This window comes from Gammaproteobacteria bacterium, from assembly GCA_016200485.1.
In the GTDB taxonomy this organism is placed as follows: Bacteria; Pseudomonadota; Gammaproteobacteria; order Tenderiales; family Tenderiaceae; genus JACQEP01.
In genome coordinates, this window is sequence record JACQEP010000014.1 from 112,088 (window position 1) to 125,435 (window position 13,348).

Genomic DNA, 13,348 nt, shown 5'->3' on the forward strand with positions numbered 1-13,348 from the left:
GCAGCTCCTGCGGAGATTGTTGCACGATTACTGAAATGGAGAAACAACCATGAATACAGGTAAATTACACTTTGATCTTAACCAAAATATGGCGAATATTGACAAGGTCGCCCGATATGTCGTGGGTGCTGCTCTGATTGGAGCGATATTTGTAATAGTGCCAGCCCAAGCTAGCTTGCTCGTCTTGCTCCCATTGATAGCGATACCCATTGTCATCAGCGCGATCATCGGATGGGATCCAATCTACGCGTTATTTCAGAAACTGCCGATTCCCAAGCGATTACCTTTCAATATGAAACCTGCTGCCGCATGAACGCCGAGACATTATAACTAATCAGGCAGAAGGTAAAGTGATGCAGGATGGGCATGCAGTTTGTGCCCACGTGTTCATTCCCATAGGCACCACTCTCTAACGACAACCCAGGAAAGTATCAATCAGTTTAGATTCAGTTAGGGGGGGCCCTTATCTGATTCCGATTGTTGATAATGCACGATCGTCATCCCAATTAACCGGGAAACTACCACGGCAATGTAGGCAATGCCCGCGAACTGTTCGAGCATCACCAGCACTCGTGCCATCGGTGTTACCGGCAAAATGTCCCCGAGGCCAGTCGACAAAAGTGTGGTGAAACTCAGGAAAAGGAGTTCAAGGAAAGTTCGCGGTTCATCGGGACGAATGGCACCGATAAAACTCCCCGGCGCCCCGATCTGGCAGACTAGATAAATATAGGCGAATCCCCAGACAATCAACGTAAAGGTGGCGCCGGCCGCAAATAACTCGTCGGTGGTTACGCGGCGATCTTCCATCATGTAGGCGATCAAACTGCCGGCCGCGTAAAAATAGAGCAGCGCTTCCATCAACGATGACCAGACGACAAGTCTCGGGTCGGCGTAGAATACAGACAGCAGCGACAATGTGAACGCCGCGGCGGCGAGAACCCATGCAATCCAGCGTGCCGAGGGACTGCGAATAACAACCCAGACCGCCAGTACCAACACCAAAACACCGAACACGGCAAACAATGCCCGTCCACCGGTTATGTCGTCATAGAAGGCGTACAGCACCAAACTCAATAACTGCGCGGCAAGAAGAAATGCGGACGGGTGGTAGCGCAAGAGTGTGCGCGGTTGCGGGAATGATATGCCTTGGTTTTCCATATTTATCTGGGTATTTTCAGGAGTTAAGAAACGAAAACCGGGAGTAGGCCGCGGTTTTCGCTAATATTACTGGGAACTGTACATTGACGCCAAACATTCCTTCAGATCTAGTTTGCAGGGGCTTCTCCCTGACAACATCAGCGCTTTTCTTCACCATAGGTGATGCGCAGCCCGGCGCGCTTGATGCTCAATACCCGCATAAACGCCCAGATGCCGAGCATAAATCCCGCCAATGACATGCAGGCATTAAGGATGGAGAGCGTAGTGTCGCCGACCCCAAGTGCCTGCAAGGAGAGGACCAAGCCGAGTATCCAGAAAAAGAGGCCAGCTCCCATTACCAGGGTGTAGTTGGAACCGTCAATCTGGAGAGTGCGGTTCTGGGTCATGTTCTTCACCGCCAGAGCGCGCAACACATCATCGCGCAGGTCGCCAGCCACGAGGATATCATCACCTTCCTTGATGATACGCTCCAAATCACCATGAATTATCACGTTGCTCTCGCCGATACGGCACGCAACACTGTTCTGATTGTCGGTTTTGACGATGTCCGTGGCGATGCCGCGGCGTATTTCCATGCCCATATCATTTTTATCCTGTGGGTAGATGCAATAATTGCGATCTTAAGACTGCGATGATGCCCATTAATTCAAAAAATAGTTGGGGCATTAAAGCCACGTAGATACCATCTCTGGCGAACCGTCACCGCCCCGCCCGTCCATTTGCCCGGCTAAAGGGTTCTAACCGTTTTAATGCCTAAGCGGCGAACTAAAACGGACAAGGACTAACGCCCTTGATTCTTTCTTCAGTGACGGGATGGTTAAATTCAATACTTGTGGCGTGCAACATTAACCGCTTTGCCATAAAAAATGCCTCATCCGTAGCATAGAGGTCACAACCCAAAATAGGGTGACCGATGGCATTGCTGTGGATATGCAATTGATGCGTACGACCCGAAATGGGTGTAAAGAGTACTTTTGTTACAAAAGAGTCCTGCAAGCGTTCAATCACTTGATATTTCGTTACGGCCTTTTTTCCAGTGTCATAACAGATCTTTTGTAATGGAAAATTCAGTTTGTCTTTAGCGAGCGGCAAATCAATGCGGCCATCATCCTTGGCGAGATGCCCATGCAGAATAGCCGTATAGATTTTGACAACATGGTGCGCTTGAAACTGTTTGCCAATATGGGCATTAATCTCTTTATTCAATGCCACAATTAAAATACCAGAGGTGCCAAAATCAAGGCGATGAAGCATCGTAGCCGTGGGAAAGTCTTTGACTAAACGGAAGTGGACCGAGTCTTTGTTGAGCGGATGTTTCCCCGACAGTGTCAACAACGACGCTGGCTTATTGATTAATAAAAGATGCTGATCCTGATAAAGAATCTCGATCTCTTCATAACACTCAGGGACAATAAAGGGATCGGCTTGTGGTTGCATTATGCAGATTAGGCTGGGCAAGAATGGGAATCAAATTGTAGCAGAGTAAGTAAGCCGTAGCCTGTTCACTACTGTTATATAACGCAGGTCTGACTGCTAGCTAAAGGGCAACAACCCTTTAAAGAAAAAAGCCCGGACTCGCCGGACTTCGTAGTTTGTAGTGATTTAGTGATCAGTTGAACGTCAGCGTCTAACCAGGCACAATCATCAGGTGACTGAAGTAAATCGCCAACTAACATTCTCATTTATGCCTGCCTATGAGGTGCGCGTCTCACACCGTGCGCGCCATTTACAGTTGCGCGTGTTGCCTGGCAGGGTCGAGGTAGTCGTGCCCAAAGGCGTAGCTCTCAAACACGTGCCAGGATTCGTCGCCGAGCATGAAGAATGGTTGCGTAACACCTTGGCAAGCTCTGTTTGGTCGCAGGCGTCACCTGTGACATTGCCCGAGGAAATCTCCCTGGCGGCGATTACCGAAGTTTGGCGGTTGGAATATATCTCGGGTCAACGGCGCCGGATCTCGGTCCGGGAAGCTAACGCTGGCAGCGGAGTGATGCAGGTCGCCGCCGATTCTGACACCCAACGCTTTTCGCTGTTACAAGCGTGGCTGACCCGCCGCGCCAAAGCGATATTAATTCCGTGGTTGTCGGCGCTGAGCCGCGAAATCAAATTGCCCTTTGCCAGCGCCAGTGTTCGCGCCCAGCGCAGTTGCTGGGGTAGTTGTTCGAATCGCCAACACATCAGTCTCAATCGCGCAATGATGTTTCTGGATCCGGAGATTGTGCGCTATCTGCTCATACATGAGCTGTGTCATACCGTGCATCTCAATCACTCACGCCGCTACTGGAACTTGGTAGAACGCTTCGCGCCACACTATCGCGACCATGAAACGATTCTTGATCGTGCAATGGCGGACTTAGTGCCGCGTTGGGCGTTTGCCGCTGAAGCGCGGGAAGGCTAGTATCATCGGATTTATCAGTCGATGATTTTTCCTTAGTCAGCCGTCAGAACTGGCCTTAAGGCTTAATCATCAGCCCACCTGGTTTTTTCTTTGAGGTGGGGGTGTCTTCGTAAACTTGTTGCAGTTCCAGCAAGTGCTCAGCAATGACGGCGGCCTCTGCAATAGGCATAGTGCCAAACACCGGCATCTTGCGCTTTGGATTGATGGGCTTGGTGATGTAATCAACAATCCCGTCACGACCCCGCAGTGTGAGGATATTGGCGGGCGTCTGGTCCGCTAACAGACCCGTGCCATCCTTGCCATGACATTCCGCGCAATGGTGATTGAATAAATCTTCGCCCGTCTTCAAGTCAGGGTGATTATGGTCGTCACGGTTGCTACAAGCGGTGAGCGCACCGATTAGCATCAGGCACATGAATGGCTGAATGGCCGGACTCAAACGCAATTTATTTTTGATCATCGCGGTCATAAAGCGAAATCAGTTCATCAGAAACAGAATCTGGCATTTTAATTGGAAGCCGACACGGCTGATACAAGTCGTTCATGAGTTTCGTAAAACATAACGTCCGGTCTTTTTTCCGCCGATTTTCTCGACCAGCCCTGCGTCAAGCAGCGGACGCAATAAATCCATCGCACCCTGTCGAGACACGCCCAGCGCCTTCCATATTTCAGCGGGAGCCATGCCCCCGTGATCGCGAAGCAGATACAGAAGCTGTTCCTGCCGCGGACGCAAAATCAGTTTTTCCGCAGATTGGACCCGGAAGGTTTGAATCCGCAGCCATGCCCGTTCCAAAGTCTGCTTCAGCCCCGCCGCACAGTACTCCAGCCACGCAGACATATCTTCTCCAGCCTCCCGTACACCATCCAGTGCGGCATAGTATTTGGGGCGATTTTCCCAGTAATACTCATCCACCGAAAAAATGTGATGCGTGTCAAAACCGCGCCGGTAGAGCTCCCACAAAGCAAGCGCCCGACCCGTACGGCCATTGCCATCGGCAAACGGATGGATGGCCTCGAAGCGGTAATGCAGAATGGCCGAACTGAGAACCGGCGAGAGTTTTTTTGCAGCCGTATTCCACCACTCCAGCAACTCGAACATCAAACCTGAAACGGCATCCGGCGGAGGGGGAAGGTACCGCCCGACCCGGACAGAGATCATCCGGTATTTCCCCGCCTCACCCTGATCCATTACCTCCCCGGCCAGAATCCGATGCAGCGCCAGAATGTCCGCATGACGGATGTTTTTTTAGCTGCGTTTTTTTCCACGTAGCGCAGCCCGGCGAAATAATTCATGACTTCCCGCTTGGGTCGCGCACTGGAAGCGGAAAGTTCGCGCCCTTCCTCCAACGCACGAACCTGTTCGAGCGTCAGCGGGTTTCCCTCGATGGCCGTCGAGGCGTGAACGTTGCGTGTGCGGGTATCTTTCTGCAGGGCGGGAATCCAGGCAATATCCACCACGGTGCATTGAATGCGCTCGCGTAACGCCGCCACCCGCTCTACCTCAGCAAGCAGGGTTGGGGTGATAGTGAATTGCGGAACATAAGCCATATAGAAAGCCTAATTAAGTGTCAAGTATAAGTCAAGTTTTGTGTCAAGTAATGATCAAAAAAAGCCCGGACTCGCCGGGCTTCGTAGTTCGTAGTGATTTAATGATCAGTTGAACGTAAGCGTCTGCGCCATCACATTGCCGTTAGACTCAACGTAACCTTGCCATTCAACTCGGTCGCCAACCATCGGGGCCGACGATTCCGCTCAAACATTTCTGCTTTTCTTGATCAAATCGTAGGCAAGCTGAATTTCTTTTGCCTGCTCGGTCGCCATCGCGATCATGTCTTCAGGCAGGCCCTGCCCGATCAGTTTGTCAGGATGGTATTGGCTCATCTGTTTGCGATAGGCGCGCTTGATCTCCTGATCGCTGCTGTCTTTGGTGACGCCCAACGCCTTGTAGGCGTCATCCAATGCCGCAGCTGAGCTAGCTGTTCCTCCAGCGAAGTGGGATTGATTCAGCACCATCTCCAGCATGCGCTTGAAGGTGACCTGGTCATAACCCACCCGACCGGCGATATCAAAGAGCACCGCCTCTTCAGCCGGATGAAAATGTCCATCCGCCAGCGCCATCACGATCAGATAAGCCAGTAATACTTCCTTCAGATTCTTCGTATGTCCGCAAACGGACATAAATCGCTGATAGGTCGGCCCGATGTCAAATTCCGGTTCGGCTCCCCGCTTGAACAAGATAATGGCCTGCTGGCGATGTTCCGCGGTCATACCCAGTTTCTGCATGAAGGCCTCAGCATGATCGATCTCGTGCTGAGAGACCTGCCCATCGGCCTTGGCCAGCTTGCCCATTGAGAGGAACATCGTCTCGAGGAAAACCGCCTGACGTTGCGCATTCTGCAACGGGTTCAACGCACCGGCGCCATACACCCTGACGCGATCAATAAACGACCCGGCAAGCAAACCGAAGATCGCTCCAAAGAACCCAAAAAAATAATAACCTGCGATTAAACCTATAAGCTTGAACAAGAGAACTCCAGTCAATTAATTCGGATTTAAGGTATCAGAGTGATTTAATGTTACTCATCTCTTTGCCAGACTAAAATACGATTGTTGACTGGCATTTCATAGTCCTTGATTAAGGACAACCCAACCCCCAATGCCAAGTCATTCAGATCGTTAAAATCGCGAATCCCACTGGCCGGATCTCTTGCCTTTAACCAGGCGTCGAAGCGCGCGTTGCTGTCACTGGTATAGCGTCTACCGTAATTAAAGGGACCATAAAGGCAAACACGCCCGCCGGCAATGAGCATATTGCCTATGCCTTCAAACATATATTCCACTTCCGGCCAGGACATAATATGTGTCGTATTGGCAGAAAAGATGTAATCAATGCGCGAGACCGGCCAAGTCTTTTGTTGCACATCCAGGGCTAACGGCGCTAAAACGTTTGCCAACCCAGCCTCAGACCGCCAGGCTTCGATTCCAGCAAGTGATTCCTCTACATCCGTAGGTTGCCAGGTAAGATGCGGCAGATGTTGTGGAAAGTACACGGCGTGCTGGCCAGTCCCGCTGCCAATTTCGAGCACAAATCCCGGCTCGGTAAACTGCTCACGCAAAACGGCCAGGATTGGCGCTTTATTTTCTTCACACGCTGCTGAAAATGGTTTCATTATCGTTGCCGCCATAAGGCGAATTATCGCTGCCCAAATGAGATCTAATCCGCTTTAACATAAAACACGAATCTCCTCACCGAAGACGATAAGCGTCAAATATAGTTAACGGTCACTAGTTAAGGGGTTCCACTCTTTATCGTCGCCTTTACTTCGGTGACTCCTTCCACGGCGCAACCTTGAACAGCAGCAGCATGCCCGGTACGGCGAGCAGCGCACACAGCAGGAAGAATCCGGTCCAGCCCATCGCTTCCACCAGCCAGCCGGTGGCGGCATTGGCGAAGGTGCGCGGGATGGCCATCAGGCTGGTGAACAGGGCGAACTGGGTGGCGGTATACGCGGGGTGTGTGGTGCGCGCGATGAAGGCGACGAAAGCCGCCGTGCCGACGCCGACGCCGAACGCTTCCAGGCCGATCACAATGGCGAGTTGGGTGCGTTCCAGCGCTCCGATGTCGGCATGATACCCGATGGAAGCCAGCCAGGCGAAACCAAAGATCGCCAGCAACTGCACCACGCCGAACACCCACAGCGCGCGATTAATGCCGATCTTCACCATCCACAGTCCACCCAGCAGGCCACCAATGACGGCGGGCCACAGCCCGGCATTCTTGGCGATCAGTCCGATGTCGGTTTTGGAAAACCCCATGTCGAGGTAAAACGGCGTCGCCAGCGCGGTACACATACTGTCACCGAGTTTGTAGAACAGCAGGAACGCGAGGATCAACAACGCGCTGCCCCAGCCCTGGCGATTGATGAATTCACGGAACGGCTCCACCACGGCATCGCGCAGCGACTTGGGTGGCACGGCGCGGTGCGGCTCCTGCACCATCAAAGTCATGGCGATGCCCGGCAGCATGAACAGCGCGGTAATCATAAACACCATGTTCCACGGCAGCATGTCAGCCAGCACCAGCGACAGCGAGCCCGGCACCAGCCCCGCAATGCGGTAGGCATTCACATGCACTGCGTTGCCCAGCCCCAGCTCGCTATCCTCCAGCAACTCGCGGCGGTAGGCATCGAGCACAATGTCCTGCGTCGCGCTCAGAAAAGCGAGCAGCGTGGCGATCCAGGCGATGGTGCGCAGATCACTCTGCGGCGAGAACGCGCCCATCGACGCAATCACGGCCAGCAAGCCAAACTGCGTCAGCACCATCCATCCCCGCCGCCGCCCCAGCATCGGCACGACATAGCGGTCAAGCAGCGGCGACCAGAGAAATTTCCAGGTATAGGGAAACTGGATCAACGCAAACAGGCCGATGGTCTTGAGATCGACATGCTCAGTGCGCAGCCAGGCCGGCAACAAATTAAACAGGAGATACAACGGCAGACCAGAAGAGAATCCGGTAAACACACAGATCAGCATGCGCCGGGTAAAAAGCTGCTGCCAAACGGACATTATTCTTTTCCTAATCAGCCCAAAATCGCCGCGAGTTCGCGGATGAAGTTCAATCCTGCCTCCAGAGGCTACATCATTTCGTCGCCCAGTTCATCCGGATCGGACAGGTTTTTCATGGCGGTATCACTCGTTTGACGCGTCCTTGACTGCAGTGTGGGCATGACGAAGCCAGTGCGTTAGAATTGCGGGTTCTGCAACAATGAGCAAACGACTCAATATGCCCCCGGCGCTATCCATACGCAATCTCACCAAGACCTACAAGAACGGCCAAGTCGCCCTGAGCGGTATCGATCTGGACGTCCAGCCGGGGGATTTCTTCGCACTGCTCGGCCCCAATGGCGCGGGCAAGTCCACCACCATCGGCATCATCTGCTCACTGATCAACAAAAGCGGCGGCAAGGTGTGGGTGAATGGACACGACATCGACACTGAATTTCCTCAGGCCAAGGCCTGCATCGGGCTGGTGCCGCAGGAGTTCAATTTCAACATCTTCGAGCCGGTGGGTGAAATCGTCATCAATCAGGGCGGCTATTACGGACTGCCCCGCAAACTTGCCACGGAACGCGCCGAGCGTTATCTCACCCAGCTAGGCTTATGGGAGCGGCGCCATGAACAGGCGCGCACACTCTCCGGCGGGATGAAACGGCGCCTCATGATCGCGCGCGCACTGGTGCACGAACCACGGATCCTGATCCTGGATGAACCCACGGCGGGAGTCGACATCGAGATACGCCACTCGATGTGGACCTTCCTCGAACAACTCAACGCCCAAGGCACCACCATTATCCTCACCACACACTATCTGGAAGAAGCCGAACGGCTGTGTCGCAACATCGCCATCATCGATCACGGACAGATCGTGGAAAACACCAGCATGAAGGCACTGCTCGGCCAACTCAACACTCATACCCTGGTGTTGGATCTCGCCCAAGCCATCGCCCATGCGCCCGTCCTCAGCGATTACACAACACGCCTCGTAGATGATCACACCCTCGAAGTCGATGTGTGCAAAGGGCAAGATCTCAATTCGATCTTCACCGCGCTTGGCGCGCAAAGCATCGCCGTCGCCAGCATGCGCAACAAAACCAATCGCCTGGAAGAATCGTTCCTGCATCTCATCGGCAACGGGGCCAAGCCATGAACGCACGCGCACAATACATCGCCTTTCAAGCCATCCTGGTCAAAGAAATCCTGCGCTTCACACGCATCTGGATTCAGACCATCCTGCCGCCGATGATCACCACCGCGCTTTACTTCGTCATCTTCGGCCACCTCATCGGCTCCCAGATCGGGGCGATACAAGGATTCAACTACATGGACTATCTGGTGCCCGGCCTGATCCTCATGGCCGTGATCACCCAGTCCTACGCCAATGTCGTCTCCTCCTTCTACGGCTCCAAGTTTCAGCGCAATGTCGAGGAAATGCTGGTCGCGCCCGTGCCCAATTACGTCATCCTGCTCGGCTATCTCGCCGGTGGCCTGGCGCGCGGACTCTCGGTGGGACTCGCCGTCGCGCTCGTGGCCATGATCTTCAGCCACATCCAGATTCACAGCCTGCTGATTACGCTCTCAATCGCAGCCCTCACCTCCGTGCTGTTCTCCCTCGCCGGATTCATCAACGCCATCTACGCCAAAAGCTTTGACGACATTTCCATCATCCCCACCTTCGTGCTCACACCACTCACGTATCTGGGCGGCATATTTTATTCCGTCACCATGCTCTCCAGCTTTTGGCAGCAAGTGTCACTGGCCAATCCCATCCTCTACATGGTCAACGCCTTCCGCTACGGCATGCTCGGCGTCACGGATACCCATCTGCTAACGTCCTACCTCATTATTCTGGGGTTCATCGTCGCGCTGTTTGGGTTCAGCCTGTCGCTGTTAAATCGAGGGGTTGGGATACGTTCGTGAGGCGTGAGTAGAGAAAATCGGTCACGCAAAAACGTGGTAAGCACTATTTCAGCCAGATGTAGGGTGGGTTAGCGTTTTTTGCGTAACCCACCAAGCGTGCGAAGCACACAACCTATTGTTTTAATGAGTGCCTAACGACACGGTCGGTGGGTTACGGCGCAAGAAAATGCGCCTAACCCACATCGATTACCAAACCCCTTAAGTTCAGTGCCATTCGGCTTTGCGCCCTTAAATGGGTACTATCTCAGTTTCGCAATAGCGCGCAGCCGCCGCATTAATTCAGGTAAACGCGCCTGACTCGCAACATCACCCGGAAGATGACCCGAAAGCGCCAATTGAAACTCGTTATCTGTCAGTAGGTTCGTCAACTCGTCTGCAATGTATTTTCTCAGTTCACTGTCTGAGGCCCGGATTTCTTCAAGCAATTCCTCACGGCCATCAATCACGGTAATCACATCTTCCAGGTCGTGGCTCGCCAAGTAGTCGTTATTGCCACGACCGTGAAAGGCCACCAACTTGGTCGCGATAAATACCGGCGCGGTGATGAGTCGAATCTCCACATCCCCCGGCAAATTAACACGGGTCGCCGTACGAATTGCCAGTGGATACCAGCGATTATGAAAGCCAAGTATTCCCGGCTCACTCGGCATCAGATCCAATATCACGCCATTTCTAAGCCAACGACAAATAGGCGCATCAGGAGAAATATCATGCTTGAAGCCGCGCGCTTCCACTGCCTTTTCCATCGCATGATAATCCGCAAGCGTCACTACCTGTGCCACAACATCCACGTCGTTGGTAGCGCGTATGGTTTGTGCGCGTTGTGCAGTCAGTAACAAACCTGTTGCACAACCACCCACAAATACCAGCGACTCACGCAGCGCTCCAAGCGCGTCTGCTACCGGGACTAAAATGGCAAGATTTGGGTCATCCATGACGCCACTGTTTTTCACTGCAACCGTTCCTCAAGTAATTTTTTTGCCAACTCCCTCTCGCGCGCCTGCCCCGCCCGCAGCGCATCAAACAAGGCCAATAACTCATAAAGCGGTTTATCCTCTACCGCGGCCAGCGGCAAATTCTCATATAAAGGCAACAGCCCCGGCCCCCTCACGGTACCTTCCGGGTGTGGCCATACCGGTAGCGGTTCTGCCGAATGCATCATCATGTCCTTGAGTGGTGAACACCCGTGCGCCGTTGGAAAACCAATGGTGATCTCCCCGCGCACCGCCGGATAGGCATAAGGTGCCCCATAGATAAGGAATGGTCGCAAAGCGGCAAGTACGGGTAAGGGGCGCCCCTCAATTTCCGCCACCAAACGGGCGGCCATCAGTCGCTGCACGGCGGCGTGTGCCTCGAAGCGCGACAGGTGCATAGCCTCACCCAAGGCGGCATAGGGCAACCATTGCCCCTTCAAGGTCACCAATTTCAAGACAATCGCCAGGTCTTGTGGCTTCAGCACCCACTGTCGGCTACTGGCCCGCCTCATGGCGACCGATTTTTGAGATGATTTAGCTCTGCTCATATGCTATATGCATATAGCATATATAGATCTGAATTGCCAGCACCTTGTATGCCATATGCATATTGCATATAAACGATCTGGATATAACTTATTGAAAATCAGCCACGTAGGGTGGCCAATTGTCGATCATGCAAGCCACGCAACGTAACCAGCGAAATGATCGCCCCGACCAAAGCAAATGCCATATCAGACTGCGTATCCCACACATAACCCTGAGTCCCCAAAAACGCCTCTGCGCCATCCCCCGTCCCCAACGCCACCCACCATTCCACCGGCTCGTAAAATGCACTGAAGGCAAGGCAGAACGAAACCACAAAAAAGAACTGCCAGCGCACGCCGCGAATGACGTCCTTCCTCACAATAATCTCACGCGCAATCAGCGCCGGCACAAATCCCTGCGCAAAGTGGCCCAGCTTGTCATAATTATTTCGCGCAAAGCCAAGCAGATCCTTCAGATAATCAAATAGCGGCACCTCGGCATACGTGTAATGCCCGCCCACCATCAGGATGATGCAATGAACCAGAATCAACACATAAGCCAACGGCGTTAACCGAAATGACTTATAGGTCAGCGCCAAAACAACCGCGCCGATCATTGCGGGGATAACTTCCAGGAACCAGGTAAATTGATCTTTGGGATAAGTGCCAGACCAAATCAAAACAATCAGATAAATGGTAATCCAAGGGTAGATGGCATGTACTCCCTTACGAAATAGAAATCGTGCCACGACATTTTGGGAACTTGTTACAGCCCCAGAACTCTTTTTGATTATTCTCCCCCTTCTTTGTGATGCGCTTCACCATTGATGCGCCGCATTTTGGGCAGTCAGGTACTGACTCATCTACCGGATTAGATTCTGACTTATCTGGCTTCGAATCCGAAACAGCTGCAACAGCACCGCGGCACTTAGGAAAATCAGAACATCCAAAAAATTCCTTGCCAGGATTCTTACCTTTTTTAGCAGACCGCCTGATCATCTCTTTGCCACATTTAGGGCATTTAGGCATACCGGTGGTATAACCAGTGTCTGGCTCAGCAACAACCACATCACTTTCTTCAAGCCAAAACTTTGCCATATAGTTGATCGTGATCGGTTTGTGCATCAAAACCAGTTTATTCGCAAATGTGTATAAACTTTGCTGTGAGATAACCTTTGCAAGACTCATAACAGAAGACAAAGAATCATCATTTATGTCATTATTAAAACGCTCCAAGAATTTATCCGCTTTCATCACTGCACTACAGTCATACAGGCCTTTTTTAGGCTTTGTCAGTCTTGACTGTGGTGATATGAGAACAATATTTCGATAATTCGGCCTAAGAGTGATTCCAAGCCTTGTTGGCAAAAGACCATTATCATTCAACAAACGCTCTAATAATCTTATATGCCTTTCGTTTTGTGCGATTGGTGAGGGAATGGAATATGGCCTGTTTTCATAAAAATAACTAAAATCACCCTCATCAGAAATTGATACGCCATAATTGAAATTCTTTGACTCGATCACATAAATATCGAGCATTCTACCGATCAACAAATGGTCAATCTGAGCGACATCACCATCATGCTCAAGCCGAAGATCATGAATTAGAACCCAGTTCTTTTTTTGCTTAAAATCAAAATCAAGATAATAAGCGGATGTCTCCTCGCCCTTCTTGCCAGAATAAAGATTCTTCAGCTCACGATCGACAAGGCGTTTCTTCTCATCAGGAAAATCGCGCTCAAGCAGGTCAGACAAATAATCGATTCTCGCCTGACTATCATCCTTATTTTTAATTATCATTCAACCACCCACTC

General features: G+C 52.0%; 17 protein-coding genes. 4 read left to right on the plus strand and 13 right to left on the minus strand.

The genetic code is table 11. The features are described from left to right. The first annotated feature begins 49 nt into the window (after positions 1-49). Positions 50-313 carry a DUF2892 domain-containing protein gene (locus tag HY272_09315; protein MBI3772883.1) on the plus strand — a complete coding sequence of 88 codons (264 nt, stop codon included), beginning with the start codon at positions 50-52 and terminating at the stop codon, positions 311-313. Positions 314-450: 137 nt separating this feature from the next. Here HY272_09315 and HY272_09320 read toward each other — a convergent pair whose 3' ends face one another. The 3 genes from HY272_09320 to HY272_09330 form a co-directional block, all read right to left on the minus strand. Then, positions 451-1,158 (minus strand): two pore domain potassium channel family protein, encoded by a 708-nt coding sequence (locus HY272_09320; GenBank protein MBI3772884.1) that lies wholly within the window; start codon positions 1,156-1,158, stop codon positions 451-453. A gap of 137 nt (positions 1,159-1,295) precedes the next feature. Further along, on the minus strand, positions 1,296-1,733 hold the full coding sequence (locus tag HY272_09325) for a hypothetical protein (protein MBI3772885.1): 438 nt from the start codon (positions 1,731-1,733) through the stop codon (positions 1,296-1,298). Positions 1,734-1,923: 190 nt separating this feature from the next. Further along, on the minus strand, positions 1,924-2,595 hold the full coding sequence (locus tag HY272_09330; GenBank protein ID MBI3772886.1) for an RluA family pseudouridine synthase: 672 nt from the start codon (positions 2,593-2,595) through the stop codon (positions 1,924-1,926). Positions 2,596-2,806: 211 nt separating this feature from the next. On the opposite strand from HY272_09330, the gene HY272_09335 reads away from it, so the two are divergent. Continuing rightward, the gene (locus HY272_09335; protein ID MBI3772887.1) at positions 2,807-3,553 is read left to right on the plus strand and encodes a M48 family metallopeptidase; all 747 of its coding nucleotides are present in this window, start codon (positions 2,807-2,809) and stop codon (positions 3,551-3,553) included. 55 nt (positions 3,554-3,608) lie between these two features. Here HY272_09335 and HY272_09340 read toward each other — a convergent pair whose 3' ends face one another. The 6 genes from HY272_09340 to HY272_09365 all read right to left on the minus strand — a co-directional run bounded on the left by HY272_09340 (position 3,609) and on the right by HY272_09365 (position 8,119). Beyond that, entirely contained in the window at positions 3,609-4,022 is a 414-nt protein-coding gene (locus tag HY272_09340) for a cytochrome c (GenBank protein MBI3772888.1), read from the minus strand. Positions 4,023-4,094: 72 nt separating this feature from the next. Continuing rightward, positions 4,095-4,742: a Fic family protein gene (locus HY272_09345; GenBank protein MBI3772889.1), complete on the minus strand. Its 648-nt coding sequence runs from the start codon at positions 4,740-4,742 to the stop codon at positions 4,095-4,097. Next, a complete protein-coding gene (locus HY272_09350; GenBank protein MBI3772890.1) occupies positions 4,742-5,101 on the minus strand; it encodes a hypothetical protein in 360 nt (119 codons plus the stop codon). The genes HY272_09345 and HY272_09350 overlap by 1 nt, the downstream gene beginning before the upstream one ends. Positions 5,102-5,305: 204 nt before the next feature. Further along, positions 5,306-6,079, minus strand: coding sequence for a co-chaperone DjlA (djlA, locus tag HY272_09355; GenBank protein MBI3772891.1), 774 nt, complete (start codon positions 6,077-6,079; stop codon positions 5,306-5,308). 50 nt (positions 6,080-6,129) lie between these two features. Continuing rightward, entirely contained in the window at positions 6,130-6,738 is a 609-nt protein-coding gene (locus HY272_09360; GenBank protein MBI3772892.1) for a DUF938 domain-containing protein, read from the minus strand. Positions 6,739-6,871: 133 nt separating this feature from the next. After that, positions 6,872-8,119: an AmpG family muropeptide MFS transporter gene (locus HY272_09365; GenBank protein ID MBI3772893.1), complete on the minus strand. Its 1,248-nt coding sequence runs from the start codon at positions 8,117-8,119 to the stop codon at positions 6,872-6,874. Between the two features lie 217 nt (positions 8,120-8,336). On the opposite strand from HY272_09365, the gene HY272_09370 reads away from it, so the two are divergent. Both HY272_09370 and HY272_09375 read left to right on the plus strand, forming a co-directional pair. Beyond that, on the plus strand, positions 8,337-9,260 hold the full coding sequence (locus HY272_09370; GenBank protein ID MBI3772894.1) for an ABC transporter ATP-binding protein: 924 nt from the start codon (positions 8,337-8,339) through the stop codon (positions 9,258-9,260). Beyond that, positions 9,257-10,030, plus strand: a complete 774-nt coding sequence (locus HY272_09375) for an ABC transporter permease (GenBank protein MBI3772895.1) — start codon at positions 9,257-9,259, stop codon at positions 10,028-10,030. Before HY272_09370 ends, HY272_09375 begins: the two co-directional genes overlap by 4 nt. A 239-nt stretch (positions 10,031-10,269) precedes the next feature. Here HY272_09375 and HY272_09380 read toward each other — a convergent pair whose 3' ends face one another. From HY272_09380 to HY272_09395, 4 genes are all read right to left on the minus strand, one after another. Continuing rightward, entirely contained in the window at positions 10,270-10,965 is a 696-nt protein-coding gene (locus tag HY272_09380; GenBank protein MBI3772896.1) for a hypothetical protein, read from the minus strand. 14 nt (positions 10,966-10,979) lie between these two features. Next, positions 10,980-11,552, minus strand: a complete 573-nt coding sequence (locus HY272_09385; protein MBI3772897.1) for a hypothetical protein — start codon at positions 11,550-11,552, stop codon at positions 10,980-10,982. 98 nt (positions 11,553-11,650) lie between these two features. Beyond that, positions 11,651-12,148, minus strand: a complete 498-nt coding sequence (locus tag HY272_09390; protein MBI3772898.1) for a DUF2238 domain-containing protein — start codon at positions 12,146-12,148, stop codon at positions 11,651-11,653. 109 nt (positions 12,149-12,257) lie between these two features. Beyond that, positions 12,258-13,334 (minus strand): topoisomerase DNA-binding C4 zinc finger domain-containing protein, encoded by a 1,077-nt coding sequence (locus tag HY272_09395; GenBank protein ID MBI3772899.1) that lies wholly within the window; start codon positions 13,332-13,334, stop codon positions 12,258-12,260. Positions 13,335-13,348 lie beyond the last annotated feature (14 nt).